25 protein-coding genes, 3 tRNA genes and 2 pseudogenes are annotated in these 20088 nt (G+C 51.7%); 20 read left to right on the forward strand and 10 right to left on the reverse strand.

The features are described 5' to 3' along the window. Nucleotides 1-6 precede the first annotated feature (6 nt). From MN084_RS03050 to MN084_RS03065, 4 genes are read right to left on the reverse strand one after another with little or no spacing between them, the layout of a single operon-like run. Nucleotides 7-372 (reverse strand): FtsX-like permease family protein, encoded by a 366-nt coding sequence (locus MN084_RS03050; RefSeq protein ID WP_330178310.1) that lies wholly within the window; start codon nucleotides 370-372, stop codon nucleotides 7-9. Further along, nucleotides 254-1306, reverse strand: a complete 1053-nt coding sequence (locus MN084_RS03055; RefSeq protein ID WP_241084897.1) for an ABC transporter permease — start codon at nucleotides 1304-1306, stop codon at nucleotides 254-256. Before MN084_RS03055 ends, MN084_RS03050 begins: the two co-directional genes overlap by 119 nt. Beyond that, nucleotides 1299-2495, reverse strand: coding sequence for an ABC transporter permease (locus MN084_RS03060; protein ID WP_241084896.1), 1197 nt, complete (start codon nucleotides 2493-2495; stop codon nucleotides 1299-1301). The genes MN084_RS03055 and MN084_RS03060 overlap by 8 nt, the downstream gene beginning before the upstream one ends. Beyond that, nucleotides 2492-3181: an ABC transporter ATP-binding protein gene (locus tag MN084_RS03065; RefSeq protein WP_241084895.1), complete on the reverse strand. Its 690-nt coding sequence runs from the start codon at nucleotides 3179-3181 to the stop codon at nucleotides 2492-2494. Before MN084_RS03065 ends, MN084_RS03060 begins: the two co-directional genes overlap by 4 nt. Between MN084_RS03065 and MN084_RS03070 the strand changes: the two genes are divergently transcribed. The 14 genes and pseudogenes from MN084_RS03070 (at nucleotide 3180) to MN084_RS03130 (ending at nucleotide 11912) form a co-directional block, all read left to right on the forward strand. After that, entirely contained in the window at nucleotides 3180-3806 is a 627-nt protein-coding gene (locus MN084_RS03070) for an arylesterase (RefSeq protein WP_241084894.1), read from the forward strand. The genes MN084_RS03065 and MN084_RS03070 overlap by 2 nt on opposite strands. A 322-nt stretch (nucleotides 3807-4128) precedes the next feature. Further along, nucleotides 4129-4692, forward strand: a complete 564-nt coding sequence (locus MN084_RS03075; protein ID WP_241084893.1) for a DUF2889 domain-containing protein — start codon at nucleotides 4129-4131, stop codon at nucleotides 4690-4692. A 155-nt stretch (nucleotides 4693-4847) separates the two neighbouring features. Continuing rightward, the gene (locus MN084_RS03080; RefSeq protein ID WP_241084892.1) at nucleotides 4848-5009 is read left to right on the forward strand and encodes a hypothetical protein; all 162 of its coding nucleotides are present in this window, start codon (nucleotides 4848-4850) and stop codon (nucleotides 5007-5009) included. 3 nt (nucleotides 5010-5012) lie between these two features. Beyond that, nucleotides 5013-5390, forward strand: a complete 378-nt coding sequence (locus MN084_RS03085) for a transposase (RefSeq protein ID WP_330178311.1) — start codon at nucleotides 5013-5015, stop codon at nucleotides 5388-5390. A 9-nt stretch (nucleotides 5391-5399) separates the two neighbouring features. Next, on the forward strand, nucleotides 5400-5573 hold the full coding sequence (locus tag MN084_RS19190) for a transposase (RefSeq protein WP_445083939.1): 174 nt from the start codon (nucleotides 5400-5402) through the stop codon (nucleotides 5571-5573). Nucleotides 5574-5705: 132 nt separating this feature from the next. Then, the gene (locus tag MN084_RS03090) at nucleotides 5706-6041 is read left to right on the forward strand and encodes a transposase (RefSeq protein ID WP_241084891.1); all 336 of its coding nucleotides are present in this window, start codon (nucleotides 5706-5708) and stop codon (nucleotides 6039-6041) included. A gap of 156 nt (nucleotides 6042-6197) precedes the next feature. Continuing rightward, complete coding sequence (gene birA / locus MN084_RS03095; RefSeq protein ID WP_277400019.1) at nucleotides 6198-7178, forward strand: bifunctional biotin--[acetyl-CoA-carboxylase] ligase/biotin operon repressor BirA; 981 nt, start codon at nucleotides 6198-6200, stop codon at nucleotides 7176-7178. Between the two features lie 15 nt (nucleotides 7179-7193). Beyond that, on the forward strand, nucleotides 7194-7961 hold the full coding sequence (locus tag MN084_RS03100) for a type III pantothenate kinase (protein WP_241086013.1): 768 nt from the start codon (nucleotides 7194-7196) through the stop codon (nucleotides 7959-7961). After that, nucleotides 7958-8773 (forward strand): SPOR domain-containing protein, encoded by an 816-nt coding sequence (locus MN084_RS03105; protein ID WP_241084889.1) that lies wholly within the window; start codon nucleotides 7958-7960, stop codon nucleotides 8771-8773. The genes MN084_RS03100 and MN084_RS03105 overlap by 4 nt, the downstream gene beginning before the upstream one ends. Before the next feature lie 56 nt (nucleotides 8774-8829). Continuing rightward, nucleotides 8830-8905 (forward strand) — tRNA-Thr (locus MN084_RS03110). 99 nt (nucleotides 8906-9004) lie between these two features. Further along, nucleotides 9005-9190 (forward strand): hypothetical protein, encoded by a 186-nt coding sequence (locus MN084_RS03115; RefSeq protein WP_241084888.1) that lies wholly within the window; start codon nucleotides 9005-9007, stop codon nucleotides 9188-9190. A gap of 160 nt (nucleotides 9191-9350) precedes the next feature. Continuing rightward, nucleotides 9351-10442: a redox-regulated ATPase YchF gene (gene ychF, locus MN084_RS03120; RefSeq protein ID WP_241084887.1), complete on the forward strand. Its 1092-nt coding sequence runs from the start codon at nucleotides 9351-9353 to the stop codon at nucleotides 10440-10442. A 147-nt stretch (nucleotides 10443-10589) separates the two neighbouring features. Then, a tRNA-Met gene (locus MN084_RS03125) sits at nucleotides 10590-10666 on the forward strand. 141 nt (nucleotides 10667-10807) lie between these two features. Further along, nucleotides 10808-11912, forward strand: a pseudogene (locus MN084_RS03130) (IS256 family transposase). Between the two features lie 31 nt (nucleotides 11913-11943). Here MN084_RS03130 and MN084_RS03135 read toward each other — a convergent pair. Continuing rightward, nucleotides 11944-12284: pseudogene (locus MN084_RS03135) on the reverse strand (hypothetical protein). 494 nt (nucleotides 12285-12778) lie between these two features. Between MN084_RS03135 and MN084_RS03140 the strand changes: the two are divergent. Further along, nucleotides 12779-14002, forward strand: a complete 1224-nt coding sequence (locus tag MN084_RS03140) for an ammonium transporter (protein ID WP_241084886.1) — start codon at nucleotides 12779-12781, stop codon at nucleotides 14000-14002. 130 nt (nucleotides 14003-14132) lie between these two features. Here MN084_RS03140 and MN084_RS03145 read toward each other — a convergent pair. Both MN084_RS03145 and ispB read right to left on the reverse strand, forming a co-directional pair. Further along, a tRNA-Pro gene (locus MN084_RS03145) sits at nucleotides 14133-14209 on the reverse strand. A gap of 9 nt (nucleotides 14210-14218) precedes the next feature. Next, a complete protein-coding gene (gene ispB / locus MN084_RS03150; RefSeq protein ID WP_241084885.1) occupies nucleotides 14219-15187 on the reverse strand; it encodes an octaprenyl diphosphate synthase in 969 nt (322 codons plus the stop codon). Between the two features lie 241 nt (nucleotides 15188-15428). On the opposite strand from ispB, the gene rplU reads away from it, so the two are divergent. The 5 genes from rplU (at nucleotide 15429) to MN084_RS03175 (ending at nucleotide 18821) form a co-directional block, all read left to right on the forward strand. Next, nucleotides 15429-15755 (forward strand): 50S ribosomal protein L21, encoded by a 327-nt coding sequence (gene rplU, locus MN084_RS03155; protein WP_241084884.1) that lies wholly within the window; start codon nucleotides 15429-15431, stop codon nucleotides 15753-15755. A 3-nt stretch (nucleotides 15756-15758) separates the two neighbouring features. After that, complete coding sequence (rpmA, locus tag MN084_RS03160; RefSeq protein ID WP_241084883.1) at nucleotides 15759-16016, forward strand: 50S ribosomal protein L27; 258 nt, start codon at nucleotides 15759-15761, stop codon at nucleotides 16014-16016. Between the two features lie 190 nt (nucleotides 16017-16206). Next, nucleotides 16207-17280 carry an Obg family GTPase CgtA gene (gene cgtA, locus MN084_RS03165; protein WP_241084882.1) on the forward strand — a complete coding sequence of 358 codons (1074 nt, stop codon included), beginning with the start codon at nucleotides 16207-16209 and terminating at the stop codon, nucleotides 17278-17280. A gap of 13 nt (nucleotides 17281-17293) precedes the next feature. Continuing rightward, the gene (gene proB, locus MN084_RS03170; protein ID WP_241086012.1) at nucleotides 17294-18418 is read left to right on the forward strand and encodes a glutamate 5-kinase; all 1125 of its coding nucleotides are present in this window, start codon (nucleotides 17294-17296) and stop codon (nucleotides 18416-18418) included. A gap of 37 nt (nucleotides 18419-18455) precedes the next feature. Continuing rightward, on the forward strand, nucleotides 18456-18821 hold the full coding sequence (locus tag MN084_RS03175; protein WP_241084881.1) for a hypothetical protein: 366 nt from the start codon (nucleotides 18456-18458) through the stop codon (nucleotides 18819-18821). Nucleotides 18822-18976: 155 nt separating this feature from the next. Here the strand turns inward: MN084_RS03175 and rpsT are convergent, their stop codons facing one another. The 3 genes from rpsT to MN084_RS03190 form a co-directional block, all read right to left on the reverse strand. Beyond that, nucleotides 18977-19237 (reverse strand): 30S ribosomal protein S20, encoded by a 261-nt coding sequence (gene rpsT / locus MN084_RS03180; protein WP_241084880.1) that lies wholly within the window; start codon nucleotides 19235-19237, stop codon nucleotides 18977-18979. 194 nt (nucleotides 19238-19431) lie between these two features. Then, the gene (locus MN084_RS03185) at nucleotides 19432-19740 is read right to left on the reverse strand and encodes a Spy/CpxP family protein refolding chaperone (RefSeq protein WP_241084879.1); all 309 of its coding nucleotides are present in this window, start codon (nucleotides 19738-19740) and stop codon (nucleotides 19432-19434) included. Further along, nucleotides 19664-19960, reverse strand: a complete 297-nt coding sequence (locus MN084_RS03190; RefSeq protein WP_241084878.1) for a hypothetical protein — start codon at nucleotides 19958-19960, stop codon at nucleotides 19664-19666. The genes MN084_RS03185 and MN084_RS03190 overlap by 77 nt, the downstream gene beginning before the upstream one ends. Nucleotides 19961-20088 lie beyond the last annotated feature (128 nt).

Raw genomic sequence — 20088 nt, forward strand, 5'->3', positions numbered from 1 at the left:
GGAGGGTCAATTTCCCCGTAAAGTTTGCAGCGGCGGCTGAACGGTCAGCGGGTAACTGGCCAGGAGACCGGCAGTCCCGATACCGGCGCCGCTGGCGAAGACCCCAACAATCCAGAGCCAGGGGTTGAGGTGAAAATCAAACCCGAACACCTCGGTTGCCAGTAACCAGCCTGTCAGACTGGCGCAGCTGCTTGCCAGGAGGCCTGCCAGCACACCCAGGGTGAAAAACTCCACCCATATTGCCGCCAGCAGTTCACGCTGTTGCATTCCCAGGGTACGAAGTATCGCAGACTCTTGCCGCCGGTGTTCCCGGTTGGCCTGAATTCCTGCGTAAAGCATTAACAGACCGGCACCCAGGGTAAAAAAAAACATACTCCACAGCCTGGGAACCATGGGCTATGCTCTCCCTGATCTGTTGCATAATGGCGCTAACATCGATGGTGGTAACCGATGGAAACTGCCGGACCAGATCTGAAAGCAGCTTTTCCCGTCCGGGGGGGAGAAAGAAGCTGGTGATGTAACTGGTTGGGTACTGTTTCAGCATCCCCGGGGTGCCAATGATAAAGAAATTGGGTTTGAATGAGTCCCATTTGACACTACGCAGATTGGTTACCTTGCCCTCAATTGCCGATCCGGCCAGATTGAAGGTGATCTTATCATCCAATTGAATACCCAGTGTGCTCGCCAGCTCATGCTCTACGGAGAAGATGGCGGCATCACGTTGATCTTTCTGCCACCAACGTCCGCTGACAATGCGGTTATCAGACTGCATCTGCATTGCTGAGGAGAGGTTGAATTCTCTGGATACCAGCCGCTGTGCCCGGTCCTCTTTATAGTCTTTGGCAGAAATTTTCCTGTCGTTGATATGGGTAAGCCGGGCGCGCAGCATAGGATAGATATGGCTTTCTGATATGCCTGTGTCGGCCAGAAAACGACTCAGGGCTGTACGCTCTTCAGACTGGATATTGATCAGAAACTGATTTGGCGTATCGGCTGGAATGGTTCGTTGCCATGCGGTCAGCAGGTCAAGACGCACGATGGCCAATAGCAGAATAGCCAGTATTCCCAGACCGAATCCGGTTAGTTGGAGGGCGGTCATCCCCGGATTTCGTGCCAACCCGGCGAGGCCATAGCACCAAATAGCTCCACCCCGGTGACGCAGGGGCGACAGTAGCCGGACTAGCGCCCAGGCAGTCAGCAACAGCAGTCCGGTGGCAAGCAGTGTGCCAAGCAGCACCAGGGTTGCCAAGGTGAGATCTCCCGCCTGCCAGAACATCAGCAGGGCGATCGCCCCAAGGCTACTCAAGCCGGACAGCCAGGCGCCTGGGGGTGGGGCACCGAGATCCCGTCTGAGCACCCTTAACGGCGGGACTGCGCCTAGCCGAGTGGCTGGTGGGAGGGTGAAACCGATGAGGGTGATCAGGCCGGTACCCAGGCATATAGCAATTGGTTCCAGTGCCGGGGGTGGGGAGTCCACCGGGGAACCAGCTACCCAGCAGGTCAGCCAGTAGAAACTGTCCAAAATAACCGATCATGGTTCCCGCCAGGCTGGCCAGGGTGCCGAGGAGAAACAATCTTAACATCAGCACGCTAAGAATCAGATGGCTGCTGGCCCCGAGGCAGCGCATGATGGCGCTGGTATCTGACTGGCGCTGAACAAAACGGCGGGTCGATAAGGCCACTGTGGCGCCGGCCACCAGCACGGCTGCAAGTGCTGCCAATCCGAGGAAGCGGCCTGCAAGGTCCAGTGCATTACGCATTGCCGGCCGGGTATTGCTCATGTGCTGTAATCGGACACCTTGTGGCAGTTTGCCACTACTCCATTCAATGAACTGCTCGATGCCATTGCGTGAGCCTGCAATCAGTAGATGGTGCCGTACCCGGCTGGCTGCGGTGACCAATCCTGTTGAAGGGATGTCATCGAGGTGCATCAGCAGTTTCGGACCAAGTCGTAAAAAACTGCTGCCTTCGCCGGAGTCACGACTGAGGATTTTGTCTATCCTGAATTTTCGTTCGCCAAGGGAGACCATCTCGCCGGGTGTCACTCCAAGACTGGTCAACAGACGTGCTTCGGCCCAGACCTCCCCCGGCTGTGGTGTCTGTTTTATGGTCAGCTCTTTTGCCCCGAGAGTGGGGTGAATTCGCAGCTCTCCACGCAGCGGGTAGTTGGCGCTGACGGCTTTTACTTCTACCAGCTGGGTCTGTTCACCCTGCATTACTACGCTGGGGAAGCTGAGCGTTTTGGCGCTTTCCAGGCCAAAACCGGTGGCCTGTTCAGGGAACATTGCTGGGATCGGATTGCTGCTGGAAAGCACCAGATCTGCAGCGAGAATCTCAGCGGCCTGGAGTGTCATAGTCCGGTCAACCCGGTCGGTAAAGAAACCGACTGCGGTAACGGCGGCAACGGCGACTACCAGGGCCAGCACCAGCAGACGTAACTCTCCGCTGCGCCAGTCACGGCGAAGAAAGCGGAATGCCAGGAGCAGTGCCTTCATGCTCCGGACTTCAGGCGGCCCGCTTCCAGCAGAAGCCGGTGGTCACAGCGAGCCGCAAGACCTTGATCATGAGTGACCAGCAGCAGTGCAGTCCCTGTCTGCTCACGCATTTTAAACAGCAGGTCGATAATGATGTTTCCGGTGATCTGATCGAGGCTGCCAGTGGGCTCGTCGGCAAACAGTAGTTGAGGTTTGGCGGCAAAAGCACGGGCGATAGCGACACGCTGCTGCTCTCCTCCAGAGAGTTGCCCGGGGTAGTGATCCAGCCGTTGTGACAGTCCTACTTGGTTCAGGGCATCCGTTGCTTCGGCGGCCGTGTTCGCATGTCCGGAGAGTTCCAGGGGCAACATCACATTCTCCAGTGCTGTCATCCCGGTAAGCAGTTGAAATGACTGAAATACAAAACCAACACGCCCGGCACGCAGGCCGGCACGAGCATCCTCATTCATGCCGGTGAGTGAGTGACCAAAGAGATGGATCTCACTGCTGGTGGCATCATCCAGTCCCGCAAGCAATCCAAGCAGAGTCGATTTTCCCGAACCGGATGCCCCCTGTATCGCCGTTACCTCACCCGGTGCCAGTTGCAGCGTGACGTCTTCCAGGATGGTGAGTCTGCCGTCTGGACCATCCACTTGTTTTCCAAGCTGGTTGGCCTTCACGGGAGAAGTGATAGAATCAGTTGTCATGAAAAAACTGCTCCTGATATTTCTTATGTTGAGTTCCATCGCCTGCCAGGCCGGTCCACCCGTCATCCTGGTGTTGGGTGACAGTCTTAGTGCCGCCTATGGTATCGAGCAGGAGGCCGGATGGGTAAGCCTGTTACAGAAACGCTTGGTGGCAAGTCATTATCCCCATCGGGTGATCAATGCCAGCATATCAGGTGACACCACGATTGGTGGGCTTAATCGCCTTCCCCGGGCAATTCAACAGCATAAACCTGCCGTTCTGATTATTGAACTGGGTGGCAACGATGGCCTGCGCGGCTTCGGTTTTCAGCAGACAAGGCGTAATTTGGAACAGATGGTCAGATTGGGCCTCGACGCTGAAAGCCGTGTACTGTTACTGGGCATGATGTTACCGCCTAATTTCGGCAAGGTATTTACTGAAAAGTTCCTTGGAATTTACCAGCAGGTATCAACCCGGACGGCAGTACCACTAGTCCCGTTTTTTCTCGATGGCGTAGCCGATCGACCCGGATGGATGCAGGGCGATAATATTCACCCAAATGGCAATGGACAGCCAGTGATGCTGGATAATGTCTGGCGTCAGCTTGAGCCTTTATTACCGGGTTATGTCAGCCGTTCCGAGTAGTGCTCTTTCACCGGCGATAGTTTGGCCTGCAAAACTGACCCTATCTCAATAACTCAAAATAGATCACCTGTGCTTCCACCCAAGGGTTGTTACCGTCATCAGAACGCTTATGTTGAGGATTTGAATGCTTCAAGTATATCATCATGAAGCCAATTAACAGTGAGTGTCTATCCAGAAACGATAGCTATCTCCAAGCTTCTTTCCCTTACCGGTCTCTCCTGTGTTCCTTTGTTTGACGGTTTCCAGAGAGACACAGGTTAGGCCGGTGGTTGTCTGTAAGTTATAATCGGCCTTTCCGGAGCCATAGTTGGACTGATTGCCTGTGCCTTTACTAGAGCCTGTTGCACGAAAACACCTTCACACCCGCCGAATTGTCTGTGAAGGCTTTAGCCGAAGCGATGGCCTGTGGGATATCGAAGCGCATCTAACCGATACCAAGACCTATGGATTTCCCAATCAGGACCGGGGTGGAATTATCGAGGCAGGTGAGCCGGTTCATGATATGAGCTTGAGGGTGACTCTTGACCTGGATTTTAACATTCATGATGTGGTGGCGGTTACCGATGATACCCCCTTTAAGGTGTGTAAAGAGACGGCAGCGGGAATGCGGCTGTTGATCGGATTGAAGATCGGTTCGGGATGGATGCGTGACGTACGTGCCAGGGTAGGGCGAACCCAAGGGTGTACCCATCTGTTGGAGTTATTAGGTCCTTTGGCAACCACTGCTTTCCAGACCATGCATAAAGCTTTGGAAGAGCGCGCAAACAATGAAGCCAGCCACTCCAAGCCGGGAATTCTCGACACTTGCTATGCTCTGGCCAGCGATGGTCTTGTTGTTGAACGGCAGTGGCCGCAGTTTTATACAGGTAAAGACCGGAAATCCTGATTAAAGTCGTTTTTCAGCGTGTCAGTTTAATCTGCGATTTGATCTCCCCGCGCTGAATTTTCCTAAAAGGGTAGAGTTCATTAATGGTGTAGCGGTGTAAAAATTGAGGCTCTTCCCCTAAATTAGGGTGGGTAGATTAACGTACCCCCCTATTTATGAGAGATAAAGATCTACACGCCCAGATCCTGGGTATCAAGCTCTTGGCAGGTCAGCAGTGTAGAGTTGGCTCTGTCAGAGAGGTAACGGTACAGGTTGAGCAGGAGGCAGGTGCCAAGCAGTGTTGTTCAACCTGTGGAGCAGGTCTTACCGGGCTATGACTCATGCAAGCGCTGCTGGTGGAACCGGGCTCTGGGTTTACTGCAATGTTTGAGGCGCTGGTGATCGATTGGTTGAAAGAGGCGTCCATCTCGGCAGTCTCCCGATTGATGGGGCTGAGTTGGAATGCCATTGATGGAATTATGCAGCGGGCGGTTAAGCGAGGGCTGGCACGTAGAATAGAGATCAGCCCAACATATATTGGTGTTGATGAGATGGCCCTCAAGAAACGCCATGATTATGCAACAGTCTTATCAGACCAGGATGCAGGTACAGTGCTACACGTGGGCAGTGACCGCAAAAAGGCGATGCTCAAAGCATGGTACGAAGGTCTAGTAGAGGAGCAGCGAGAAGCGATAGAGAGTGTCTCCATGGATATGTGACCAGCCTTTATCAATGCCACACTGAAAAGCCTGCCTAGGGCTGAAGAGAAGATTGTCTTTGATAAATTCCATGTCGCCAAGTACCTCGGTGAGGCGGTAGACAAGGCACGCTGTCAAGAGCACAAAGCTCTGAAGACCTTAAAGGCAGCCAGTATGACTGGTTCTATAACCCGGAGGATATGACGTGCAGACCGAAATTGCGGTTCAAGGTGCTACGTGAAGCACGCTGAAGACTGCCCGTGCCTGGAGGGATCAAAGAGTTTGCCATGTCACTCTCAAGACATGAGCAAGTAAAGGCTGGGAGCGGTGATTGTCATGGGCAGCGGCCTGGAGCCAATCAAGAAAGTGGCAGGAACAATCAAGGATCATCTGTGGGAAATATTGAACGCTGTTGTTTTGGAAGTGAGTAATGGTCTGGCAGAAAGTCTCAGCAGCCGAATCAAGATGATCAAGGTGCATAGCAGAGGTTTCCGCAACAAGAAACGGTTTGCCAGTGCAATCTACCTTCACCTTGGAGGGCTGAATCTTTATCCTGAGGGAGTGGTTGATGATACTTACCCTCTCCGATTAGGGGAAGAGCTGATAAACTTATCGCGAGAATTCCCGCTGGGCAGTCAATTGAGATTCACGCTTTCAGGAGAGATGAATTAATGTGTTTTCACCTGACCCCTAAACCATCGCCAATGGATACCTGCGTCTGTGGTTGATGAATGATGCCGGAGCAGTCAGTTGGAGAGGCTGCGGCATTGGCTGAAGGTAAAATAACAGAGCAGCACTAATAATTTAGTGCTCTGGTAGACTAGTTGTATGGAGATCCATTACCAAATAGTAAAAATGTTGTCGGATGGCCGCTTTCACTCAGGAGAAGCGTTGGCTAAAAAATTGGGCATTAGTCGTGCTGCCATCTGGAAGCAGATCAGACATATTCGGGAACAGCTCGACCTGGATCTGTTTGCGGTGCGGGGTAGGGGATATCGTCTGGCGCAGCCACTGGATCTACTGGACGAAAATCTTATTACCTCCTCAATTCCGCCTAAGTCGCGCCAGCTATTATCCAGGCTTGAGATTCACCATCGGATTAAATCCACCAACAGCTATCTTATGGCGCTTGGTGCTGAAGGCGTGGATTCAGGGTGTGTCGCACTGGCTGAACAGCAATACTCCGGGCGCGGCCGCAGGGGGCGGCAGTGGATATCGCCCTACGGCAGTAATATCTATATCTCGATATTGTGGCGTTATACTCTGGCTCCTGTTGAGCTCACTGGCCTAAGTCTTGCTGTGGGCATTGGGGTTATGCGTAGCCTGGAGGCATTGGGCGTCAATGGCGTTGGGCTGAAATGGCCAAATGATTTACTTTGTGACGGGCGTAAACTGGCGGGCTTACTTCTTGAAGTGACAGGGGAGCAGACTGGGCCCAGTTGTGTGGTACTGGGTTTGGGGTTGAATACCCTACTGACCAAAGCTCAGGGTGCCGATATCGACCAACCCTGGATAGATCTGATTCAGATTCCCGGAGGAGGTGGTATATCAAGGAATGAGTTGGTTGCCGTTTTACTGGGTAATCTGCTGGAGGTGATGGCAGGATTTGAACAAGAAGGTTTGGCTCCGTTTACCGCAGAGTGGCAGAGGCACGACCTCTATCACGGCAAAGCCGTAGTACTGCGGATGGGAACACGGCATATTGAGGGCATCCATTCAGGCATAGACTCTTCAGGGGCGCTCCGGTTAGAGGAAAATGGTGAGATAAAGATCTATCATGGCGGCGAAGTTAGTTTACGTCCACTATGAAGGCGCTCTACGGTGATGATAGGAGTAAATAGCAACGTCAATGCACTGCTGATCGATATCGGTAATACTAGTCTGAAATGGGCCTGGTTGACCGAGGCGGGCTTGTCCCCGGTGGAACGTGTTGCTCACGGGGAGATGGATGGCCGTTTTCCAGACACCTGCTGGAGTGACCAAACTCCGTCTTCTCAAGTGCTGATTGCTAACGTTGCTAGTTTTGAACTAGAGGAGTTGATTTGTGAGTGGATAAAAAATAAATGGGCCATTGAACCTGCAGTTGTCAGAGTAACCGCCACGGCATTGGGTGTGACTAACGCTTACAGTGATCCCCGAAAATTAGGTATTGATCGCTGGCTGGCCTTGATTGCTGTCCACCAGCAGATGAGTGGCGATGTTTGTATCGTGGATTGCGGTACGGCAATTACCATCGATGTGATAGATAATCAGGGAAGGCATCAGGGGGGGCTCATTTTACCTGGTTTCAATCTAATGAGGGAGGCGCTTTTGGACAAAACCCGAATTCCCTGGACTGAACTTGCACAACCGGAAGGGTTCCTTGGGAAGGATACAGCTGGGTGTATTGCTTCAGCCGCACTGTACTCTGCAGTTACCCTGATAGATCGTGTCGTGGTGGTTACAGCGCAGCAACGGGGAGTGAGGCCTTCACTGGTGCTTACTGGTAGTGATGCCGGACTACTGTCGGGTGCCCTTGATTCACCTTATGAAGTAATCCCTGATCTTGTGATGAGAGGGTTGGGTTGTTTGGTGATGGGGGGGGGGCTATGAAATGGTTGTTTCTGTTACTGCTGATTGGCAATTTGGTGATTTTTGGATGGGGTTTTCAGCGTGAGCAATCTGCTGACACTACTACCCTGGCTTTCCCCGCAGCCCTGGGTGATTTGCGTTTACTGTCAGAAGCTGGAACGATCCCAACTTCGGTACAATTGCCATCTCAGGATTTGCTGGTTGGGGAAACGATAATCGAAAATATCCCTCAGGGGCCGGCAGCCGAAAATGAAGAACCCACTGTCGTAGTGGAGATTATGCAGGAGAATGAGTCGGATTCTGAAGAGCGTCAGGAACAAGCAGTGGTGCCTAAAAAAACGGTGACTATGTCCTGTGGCGCCTTCGGACCGTTGGAATACGGTTCACGTGCGAGATCTATCTTGGGTAAGTTGTTGCAAGCTGACATTAAGGCATTGCTACGCAGCGAGACACGCAAAAAGACGATTGGATATTGGGTTATTATTCCGCCACTGGAGAGCCAGGCGGTGGCAATTAAGATGGTCAAAGAGTTGGGAGCGCAGGGGGTGAAGGATATCCGCAGGTTCTTAAGGGGAGACCGGAAGAATGGCATCTCATTAGGGGTGTTTTCAAAACAGGGCAATGCTGAAAAGCGTCAACAGGAGCTTACTGATAAAGGTCAGCCGACGGAAGTTCAGCCAGGGTATATTGATGCGCCTCTCTATTGGGTGGATTATCGGGCAGAAGAGATCTTGAGTGAAAAAATGTCAAGACAGCTTCTGGAGCAGTATCCAAAGCTAAAACTCGAAATTTATAGCTGTTCCAGCATTGTCACGCCAAGTGGGATCTTCTAGAATAGGCCCGCGCAAAACGCAAGCTTGTCGAAAAAGAGAAGGTTGCTGCAGTTAACGCCGGTGTAGCTCAGTTGGTAGAGCGCTTCACTTGTAATGAAGATGTCGTGGGTTCGACTCCTATCACCGGCTCCAATTTTGAGGGGCGCTTTTCTGTGGCCCTGGGCTCACTATCAGGATCATTTTTTTAAGATTACAGAGAGAAGGGAATCTGGCAGACAATTTGGTAGTTGATTGCAGGAGTTTCTTGAAGCCTATAAAGGCTACTCTAAGGGTGAGCAGTTTGTGGTGGATCTGGCAAAGGCAGAGTACATGGACAGCTCTGCCATGGGGATGGTGCTTCAGCTCGGAGAATATGCAGAGAAACCCTCGAGTGTTGCGTTGCGCGATGCCAATGAAGGCGTAAGTGAGATATTATGAATCGCTGATTTTGATAAACTCTATCAGTGTCAGATGAATAATCAGAGCAGTACATCCTTTACTCCTTCATGTATTTAGTCGAACAGCGTCTCTGTTGGACTGGCAACGCGCTTTCAATTCACCTATCCTTCCCTCTTTATTCTTTTTGGGGCAAACAATCATGGGTTTTAAGTGCGGTATTGTGGGTCTGCCTAATGTGGGTAAATCCACACTTTTCAATGCGCTGACACAGGCGACCATCGCGGCGGAAAACTACCCTTTTTGCACGATCGACCCCAATGTCGGCGTGGTGCCGGTGAACGATCCGAGGCAGGCCATCATTGCGGGTATCGTCAAGCCACAGAATATTGTTTCTACAACCATGCAATTTGTGGATATAGCGGGCTTGGTGGCGGGTGCCTCCAAGGGTGAAGGCCTGGGTAATAAATTTCTTGCCAATATCCGTGAGACAGATGCGGTCTGCCATGTGGTGCGCTGTTTTGTAAATGACGATGTGGTGCACGTGGCGGGTACGATAGATCCCATTTCGGATATTGAGGTGATCAATACAGAACTTGCCCTGGCTGATCTGGAGAGTGTTGAAAAATCTCTGGACAAAGTAGCTCGTCAGTCAAAGACGGGCGATAAAAAAACACTGGCTAAGAAAGCGCTGCTAGAGTCTGTTGTCGCTCATCTGGATGCGGGTGAACCGATTCGCTCAATGGAGCTGGATGAGGATCAGCAGTGCGCTCTGAATGATTTGCACCTGATCACTGCCAAACCAATCCTCTATATTGCCAATGTCGCTGAAGACGGCTTTATCGATAACCTGTTATTGGATGCGGTACGAGAGTTGGCTGCAGCGGAAGGTTCAGATGTGGTTCCTGTCTGTGCCTCCATTGAAGCCGAGATAGCGGAACTGGATGATGAGGCGAAACAGGAGTTTCTGGCTGATATGGGCCTAGATGAACCTGGTCTGGATAGGGTGGTCAGGGCAGGTTACAGATTATTAAACCTCAAAACTTACTTTACTGCGGGAGTGAAAGAGGTGCGTGCCTGGACAATACCCATTGGTGCGACTGCTCCTCAGGCGGCAGGGGTTATCCATACAGATTTTCAGTGTGGATTCATTCGTGCCGAAGTGACCTCTTACGAAGACTTTGTGGCCTGCAATGGCGAACAGGGTGCTAAAGAGGCCGGCAAGCTGAGGCTCGAAGGGAAAGAGTATGTGGTTCAGGATGGTGATGTGGTTCATTTTAGGTTTAATGTTTGATCTGAAGTGGATTATTGCAGCGTTGCAGAACGCAACGTATATCCACTGAAAAAATCTTGTGGGCAGACCTATGCCTTCGGCGTTGTACCCGAACAGCTACTACATATTGACACCTGTAGCTACCCCCGGTATATTTTCCTGCCACTTGGCTACGTAGCTCAGATGGTTAGAGCGACGGACTCATAACCCGTAGGTCGGTGGTTCAACTCCACTCGTAGCCACCATTATTGAAGCCCCATGACTATGTCATGGGGCGTTTTTGGTTCGGGGACTATTGCTCACCGTTAAGGAATGACACGAGACTGTCCTGAATTCTGTGTAACTGTCTATCATTAAACCCAAACAAGGGAGAGGATAGGCAGATAATCGACAAGAAAGAGCTCCAGGCGATAGCCCAGGCGGCCGCTAAAAACATCAAAACTGAAGAAGATCTCAACGAGTTTCGGCAAATGCTGACCAGGATCACGGTCGAGGCAGCACTCAATGCTGAACTGGCTGATCATCTTGGCTTTGCCAAGCATTAACAATCCGAAGCGAGTAATAGCCGCAACGGCACTACCAGCAAGACCTTGCAAACGGAAGATGGCTAGTTTGAACTGGATACCCCGCGAGATAGAGCGGGCAGCTTTATTCAAGGAGATGTATGGGGCCGATGTCTCTGCCACACTCATATCCAAAGTCACTGATGCAGTTATCGAACAGGTTGTTGAATGGCAATCTCGCCCCCTGGATGCGATTTATCCTATTGTTTATCTGGACTGCATTGTCGTTAAAATCAGGCAAGACAAGAAAGTGATCAACAAAGCGATTTACCTCGCTCTGGGCGTTAACCTGGAAGGCCACAAGGAATTATTAGGGATGTGGCTATCGGAGAATGAGGGGGGCCAAATTCTGGCTGAACGTGTTGACAGAGCTTCAAAACCGCGGTGTGAAGGATATTTTGATTGCCTGTGTCGATGGCTTAAAAGGCTTTCCTGATGCCATCAACATGGCCTTTCCGGATACCCAGATTCAGCTCTGTATCGTGCATATGGTACGGAACTCGATGAAGTACGTGCCTTGGAAAGACTACAAGCCTGTCACGGCTGATTTGAAAAAGATTTACCAGTCCATCACCGAGGAAGAAGCCTTATTGGCGCTGGATAAATTCTCTGACCGATGGGACAACAAGTACCCCCGGATCAGCCGCTCCTGGCGTGCCCATCTGCAGAATATCAACACGCTGTTCAGCTACCCGGAGGACAAACGAAAAGTGATCTGCACGAACAACACCATTAGCCGCTGAACAGCGTCATTCGCAAAGTGATCAAAAAACGGAAATTATTTCCAACCGATGACTCGGCAAAGAAGGTAATCTATCTGGCAATCCAGGCCGCATCGAAAAAGTGGACAATGCCGATCCGTCATTGGAAACCAGCACTGAATAGATTTATGATTGAGTTCGTAGAACGCTTAGCGGAATATATTTAGCCCAGGCAGTTACACAGAAAACTTTACAGGCTCATTGACTTAGTTGTTTTAGCTGACTTTTTGGATCATTATTGTTAAATCGCCATTCACACTCCTTCAAAAAGAGATGAGAATGGCCTTTTAGTACGCCGTTAAACTGACGCATATGCCGCTTTGCTTGGTTTTAAAAACTCTCTATTCTGTTATTGTAGTTAGGCTTGTTTGCGAACAGCTTACTGTGTCATAGATAACCTGTCTAAGTCGATGAAAGTAATATCCCGCCGTTGTTTCACTGACGCCAGCTAAAGAGGCGGCTGTTCGTGCTGTTGTACCCGCTACAAATAACTCGATGAATCGATTTTGTTTGTGCCTACCGAGTATGCTCTTTCTCACTTCGTAATCCTAAAATAATTTATTTATCTAGCGATAGCTTCTTAAATGGTTGTAGCGGAATGCTCGTAACGTTAAAGTTTGTATCGGCAGCAGCGTCTGATAATTAAATTTCGCCATAATTCTGAAACTTTTATCTGTTAAGCTGGTCTACCTTTGGGCATTTTTAAAATACGCGTGTTATTCATTTGAAATCCCCCCTCTCTGGGCAAAAGTTTGGGTTGGTGCCGCCTGTTTTGCCGCATCAATACAGTGCGTAACAGCTCTGCTTTTGTACTGAATGAGTGCATTTACTGGTCCACATTAGGTCGGGCAATCTTTAACTATTTGGAATCAATGGGTAATTTTAAAGGGCATGAATAGTGCGTGATTCTTGGCCTTAATGTTATTGCGCTGGTGGTTTTTGGTTTGGAGGTAAGTTCGGTGAAAAAAGTAGTTTTTGGGTTGATCCCCTTGATCTTGACCCCGGGAGTGACACTGGCGGAAGAGAGACAACCATGAATGGCGCTAATACTGCCTGGGTTCTCACCACAACAGCCCTGGTGCTGTTTATGACTCTGCCGGGACTGGCGCTGTTTTACGGTGGGTTGGTGCGCAGTAGGAATGTCCTTTCCATTCTGATGCAGTGCTTCTCTATTGCCGGACTGGTTTCAATTATCTGGCTGGTCTTCGGTTACAGTCTGGCGTTTGGTGAAGGCAACAGCTGGATCGGAGACTTCAGCAAAGTAATGATGAGTGGGATTAGCCGGGAGACGCTCTCCGGGGATATTCCGGAATCCCTGTTTATGTTGTTTCAGATGACCTTTGCGATCATCACACCCGCACTCATTATCGGTAGTTTTGCGGAACGCATAAAATTTTCTTCCATGCTGCTGTTCAGCGGTATTTGGCTGGTGCTGGTCTACATTCCCGTGACCCACTGGGTCTGGGGCGGCGGCTGGCTGGATGCGATGGGGTTATATGACTTTGCCGGTGGTGTTGTGGTGCATATTACCGCCGGTGTGGCTGCGCTGGTTTGTGCCATCGTAATTGGGCCGCGCAAAGGCTTTCCGACTACCGCGATGCCGCCTCATAATATGACCATGACCGTGACCGGTGCAGGCATGCTCTGGGTAGGCTGGTATGGCTTCAATGGTGGTAGTGCCCTAGCAGCCAATGGTGATGCGGCAATGGCCATGCTAGTGACGCATATTGCCGCTGCAACCGGTGCCATGACCTGGATGGGGATTGAGTGGAAGCGGTTTGGCAAGCCCAGCGCTCTGGGTGCGGTAACCGGTATGGTCGCTGGCTTGGGCACCATTACCCCGGCATCCGGATTCATTGGCCCCGGCGGCGCACTGATTGTCGGCCTGCTTGCGGGAAGTGTCTGCTTTGCAGCCACCCAGTACCTTAAGCGGGTGCTGAAAATAGATGATTCACTGGATGTTTTTCCTGTTCACGGCGTGGGCGGTATGATGGGTACTCTGTTGGCGGGTGTTTTTGCCTCCACCAGCCTGGGTGTATTCAGTGGTTATGGTTTTTCCGATGGCATCAAAACCATGGGTGATCAGGTTTACGTTCAATTTATCGGCGTCGCCATAACGGTTTTGTTCACGGCGGTAGTGACTTATGTGATCCTTAAAGTGGTGAGTGTGCTGACTAGCGGATTACGCATCACTGAAGAGCAGGAGTTCGAGGGTCTTGATCACGTTGAGCACGAAGAGACAGGTTATAATCTCTGACTGTGACCAGCCCGCATTTCTCACCAGGGTGGCGAGATGCCGGGTCGCAGGTAGGGCGTGGGGAACATCCGAAAAAATAAAGGGCAACGCACAGATCATTGCCCTTTTTATTGTCACAGCTGAATAAAGTTGGTCGGGGTAAGAGGATTTGAACCTCCGACTTCTTCGTCCCGAACGAAGCGCGCTACCAAGCTGCGCCATACCCCGAAATGCAGGCTAGTTCCTGCGTTCTATAGCGAAATCGGCCAGTGCCTCCAGGGCGCTGCGGAATTGGGAGGATGGCAGCAGGCTGAGCGCCTGTTTTGCCTTGTCAACCTCCCCTGCTGCGAGCCGCGAAGTGTACTCGATAGCACCGGTTGATTCAATGGCGGCCATGACGATATCAATGCGCTCTCTGCCACCCTTTTCAATGGACTCCCTTAAGGCTGCCTTCTGCTCCTGAGTGCCGACTTGCATGGCCCGGATAAGTGGTAGTGTTGGTTTCCCCTCGGCCAGATCGTCACCAATATTTTTGCCGATCTCCTCATTCGAAGAGCTGTAATCCAGTGCGTCATCAATGATCTGAAAAGCGATGCCAAGGTGAAGTCCATAGTCTGCCAGTGCTTGCTCCTCTTTGTCGGAGGCGTTGCAGAGAACCGCGCCAAGGCGCGTGCCTGCCTCAAACAGGGTGGCGGTTTTTCTCAGAATTACCTCGCGGTATTGTGCTTCACTGGTGTCCGGGTCGTTGCAGTTGAGCAACTGCAGTACTTCGCCTTCGGCAATCCGGTTGGTGGCGTGTGACAGAATTTCCATCACCCGCATCATATTGACGTCCACCATCATCTCAAAGGCGCGTGAGTAGAGGAAATCGCCCACCAACACGCTGGCGGCATTGCCCCAGACAGCATTTGCCGTCTCTCTACTGCGCCGGAGGTCAGATTCATCCACTACATCATCATGCAGCAGTGTGGCGGTATGGATGAATTCAATCACTGCCGCCAAATCGATATGTTTATCGCCCTGGCAGTTCAGTGCACGGGCGGCCAACAGTACCAGCATCGGGCGCAGGCGTTTTCCGCCGCTATTGACGATATAATGTCCAATCTGATTAATCAGGACTACGTCGGACTGAAGCCGGTCTAGAATTAAGACGTTGACGGCCTTCATGTCGTCCGCAGTCAGGTCGCGGATGGCGTTAATATCCATCTGAATTACAGGTCCTGGCAGCTTTGCAACAATATATAAGGAGGGAGCATGCTAGGAGTGTGCTTTTCTGCTGTCAAGCTATGAGGGTAATCATCTCTGGCCGAGAGTGGGAGATCAAGCCGGAAATGTGCATTATTGTTTGACCTCAGAGGCTGGCATGGGTAGAATTCGGCCTCTTTCGTCGACGCAGTCCCCACGGATGTGCGCTCAGAACAGTAGATTTTAGTGCGGAGATTTTGGTATGTATGCCGTAATTCAGACCGGGGGTAAACAGTACCGGGTTTCCGAAGGCGATACGCTTAGGGTTGAGAAACTGGGTGCCGAAGAGGGCGCTTCTGTTGATCTCGATAAAGTGCTGATGGTTGCCGATGGTGAAGCGATCAAGGTTGGCACTCCCTATGTAGACGGCGGTAAAGTCACTGCCACCGTGAAGTCTCACGGTAGAGCCAAGAAAGTCAAGATCATCAAGTTCAAGCGGCGTAAGTATCACCTGAAGCGTCAGGGTCACCGTCAGTGGTTTACCGAACTTGAGATTACCTGTATCAGGCAAGCTGAGGGGCAGGGTTAGAGAATGGCACATAAGAAAGCAGGCGGCAGTACACGTAATGGCCGCGATTCAGAGTCGAAACGTCTGGGCGTAAAGATATACGGTGGTGAGGGCATTTCCGCAGGTAGTATCATCATTCGTCAGCGCGGCACACGTGTTCGTAACGGTGTGAACGTGGGCTGTGGCAAGGATCACACACTTTTCGCTAAAGCGGATGGTGTGGTGAAATTTGAGGTCAAGGGTCCGAAGAAACGTCAGTACGTGAGCGTAGTTCCGGCCTGACAACGCCCAGTGATTTATCCCGGAAGGCCTCGTCATTTGATGGGGCTTTTTGCGTTATGGGGCTCTGGATCGCAAGATATGTCAAGAGCTGTAGGGAAGGGAAGCGGACTAAAGCAGTTTTTCCACAGCAGGTTATCTATTCTTGGACAGGCTCCCTTGGGTTCTCTCTAGAATAAATCGGAACAGCAGTATGAAATTTGTCGATGAAGCCACAATTCGCGTGGAAGCAGGTAGCGGCGGTCAAGGCTGTGTCAGTTTTCTGCGTGAAAAATTTATTGAAAAAGGGGGGCCTGACGGCGGTGATGGCGGTGATGGCGGCAGCATCTACCTCGTTGCTGAGTCGGGTTTGAATACCCTTGTGGATTTCAGGCATCTCCATCGTCACCGTGCCGAGGCTGGCCGCTCAGGGATGAAGCGCAACTGTACCGGAGGACGAGGCGCAAATCTCTATATCCGGGTTCCGGTTGGAACCCGTGTCATGGACCTGGAGACGGAGGAGCTGATCGGCGAATTGCTGAATCATGGTGACGAACTGCTGGTTGCCAGGGGCGGTTTCCATGGTATTGGCAATGCCCGCTTCAAGAGCAGTACCAATCGCTCACCACGGCAGTCTACGCCAGGGACCCCCGGGGAACATCGGGAGCTTCAGATGGAGTTGATCCTGTTGGCTGATGTCGGCCTGCTTGGCATGCCAAATGCCGGTAAGTCGAGTTTGATCAGTAAAGTGTCGAGTGCACGTCCCAAGGTTGCAGACTACCCTTTTACCACCCTCTACCCGAATCTGGGGGTAGTCAGTGTTGGCAGTGAACGCAGTTTTGTGATTGCGGATATTCCGGGTCTGATTGAGGGTGCGGCAGAGGGAGTCGGGCTCGGGGTGCATTTTCTAAAGCACCTTGAACGCACCCGTTTGTTGCTGCATCTGGTGGATATTGCCCCACTGGATGAAGCCATTGATTCGGCGGATGAGGTGCGGGGTATTGCTGCAGAGCTGGAAAAATACAGTGCTGAGCTCGGAGTAAAAGACCGCTGGCTGGTGTTGAATAAAAAAGACCTGCTGGTGGATGAGGAGTTTGCCGAGCATCGGGAAAAACTATTGAAAGACCTGGATTGGCAAGGGCCTGTATTTGCAGTCTCAGCTGTTTCTGGTGAAGGTACGAAAGAGTTGATGTTTGCACTGATGGAGCACTTGGAGGAGTTAAGGCGCGAAGAGTTATCGGATGAGGTTCGCGAGGCGGAAGATAAGCCTTGGGATCCCCTGCAGTAGGGTTGAGCATATGATGCTATCGCGGAATGAGGTTTCATCGACACGCCGCTGGGTAGTGAAGATCGGTAGTGCCCTGCTGACGGCCAATGGTAAGGGGCTGGCACGTGAGGCGCTCTCTACCTGGGTAGAGCAGATGGCAGCTTGGGTGATTGCCGGTAACCAGCTCGTTCTGGTCTCGTCCGGCGCTGTGGCTGAGGGTATGAGCCGCATGGGATGGAGTTGTCGGCCGATGGCGCTGCATGAACTTCAGGCGGCAGCGGCCATCGGGCAAATGGGTCTGATCCGTGCTTATGAGACCTGCTTTCAGAAGCGTGGACTGCATACGGCACAAGTGTTGCTGACCCACGATGACCTGGCCAATCGTGAACGCTATCTCAATGCCCGCAGTACTCTGAATACACTACTGAAGCTGGGTGTGGTTCCTGTGGTCAATGAGAACGACACAGTTGCAAATGACGAGTTGCTGTTTGGTGATAATGACACGCTTGCCGCCCTGGTGGCCAACCTGATCGGTGCCGACCTGCTGATTCTCCTGACGGATCAGAAAGGCTTGTACGATAGTGATCCACGCTTTAATGAGGCCGCCTTACTGATCAGTGAGAGCCGTGTTGACGATCCCTTGCTGGATAAAGTTGCAGCGGGCAGTGCGGGCGGTCTGGGTAAAGGCGGCATGACAACGAAGGTTCGTGCGGCTCGTCTTGCCGCAAGATCAGGGGCGGCTACAATTATTGCACCCGGTGAGGGCCGGAATGTACTTGGCCGTATTGCGGCAGGGGAGTCTATCGGGACTCTGCTGACACCCGTCAGAGGGCCTGAGGCTGCCCGGAAGCGTTGGTTGGCAGGACATCTCCAGGTGCGCGGACAGTTGGTGTTGGATGACGGTGCGGTTAAAGTGTTACGGGAGTCCGGCCGCAGCCTGTTGGCGATAGGGGTGGTCACGGTAACGGGGAGTTTCTCCCGCGGGCAGGTTGTCTCTTGTGTTGACCGGCTGGGCCATGAGGTGGCGCGCGGTCTGGTGAATTATGGTGCCGAAGAGACGGATAAAATCAAAGGGTGTGCCTCAGCTCAGATCAAGTCGATCTTGGGTTATGTCGATGAGGACGAATTGATCCACCGGGATAATCTTGTGTTAGCCTGACAGCTGACATTAATAATGCTGGAAAGGAGTCGCTGTGATGCCCGGTGGTATCGGCCCGGTCAATGCTGAATGTGTAACGGCTCTGCGCCATGTTCAGCGGGATGTCCGGTTGTCGGCCTCGGCGAATGAAAAGCAGATCTTCTACAATCTGACCACGGACCGGGCCCACTGTTGTCCTCGGCGCAATGTGGTTTATTTCGTTGCTTCTGTCCATGTGGCGGTCCATGCGATCATTGGATCCGTTTTGAAAAGCATGGGTGCGAAGATGCGGGCTGAACAGCTGTATCTGGACAAACACGGTGCTTTTTGGGGCGGGATACGGGTAACTTTGAGTGAGGGGAAGGCTATGGCCGTACTTGTTGCCTTGAAGTTAAAAGGTATCCAGGTCTCAATATCAGGTTGAGCTCATCAGTTTCTTTTTTTCACTAAATTTCCAATCAGCCAGTGCGCTGGTGGGTATGGAGCGTCCATCTTTAGGCCTGTTTGATGGAGTTATTCTTCATTCAGGCACAAAAAACCAGCTTGTGGCCGATTTTTCTGTATCGTCGCAGCGGCTGTTTACAGCGCTTTGATCTGCGTGTTCAGACGACTTTTAAAACGTGCTGCCTTATTCTTGTGGATAAGACCATTGTTTGCCGCGTGGTCGATAACCGGAACCGCCTGCTTATAAGCTTCAGAAGCGTCTTCCTTGGAGCCGGCATCAATCGCGCTTAACGTCTTCTTTACGGAGGTCCGCACCGTGCTGCGGCCAGAGGCATTGAGCTGACGATGCTTTTCCGCCTGACGTGCGCGTTTGCGGGCTTGTGCTGTGTTGGCCAAGGTACATCTCCCAAAAAATATTTGAATTTCAACGAGCGCAATATTCTGCGGGCATCTTTCCTGTTTGTCAACAGATGGCTGGAGAAAATCTCCTGCTGAATATATCCGGCATAGAGATTGAAGCCATTTTGGCAATAACATATCCCCTGGTCAGGACCGTAGTATGGTCCTGACCCAGCGTTTGTCGCGGCTGCTCAATACCAGCATCGAGATCCGCGGTGCATTTTGTGACGGGGTGAAAATGACTGCCCGTAGCGTGCTTTGCCATAAGGTCTCCACAGACTATCGCCTGGCCGTGACAGTGCTGTGAGGTGTTTTTGTTGTGCATCGGTCAGAATGTTCGTGGTTTTATCCCGGGTCTCAGCACGCAGAATGATCATTCTTGTCACCAGATCCCCCTGTTTTTCTGCCAGCGCCCGAATGGTATCAAGGCTTTCCCGTTCTGTCCTGGAGTCGCGGAGATCGTCGCGTACATCCTGCATCTTGTTGCCTAGGTCGCGCATCGCCTTTCTTGATGCTTTGCGGATACTCTTTTAGTCGGTCTTTCTGCTCATCAGTCAGATTGTTTAGTTGAGAGAGTGCCCGCATGGGTGCCGTCATATTCTCTCGCTGGTAGTTGCCGGATCGGTCAGGGTATCCGCCAAATGCCATCGCGCTTCCCGTCGTGGCAATAAAAAGGGTTGAAAAGGCGATCGCAGTGATCTTTTTGTTTATCGGTTTCATCGGGTTTCTCCTGTGTTGTATCGATTTCTGCCGTTGTGCCGGAAGGTGATTAAATCCTAACTAAATGCGCTATTAAGATGGGTAGAGAGAAGTAACGCTTTGCAAAGAAGTGCCAACAAATACACCGA

This window comes from Candidatus Vondammii sp. HM_W22 (genome assembly GCF_022530855.2).
Lineage (GTDB): Bacteria > Pseudomonadota > Gammaproteobacteria > Chromatiales > Chromatiaceae > Vondammii.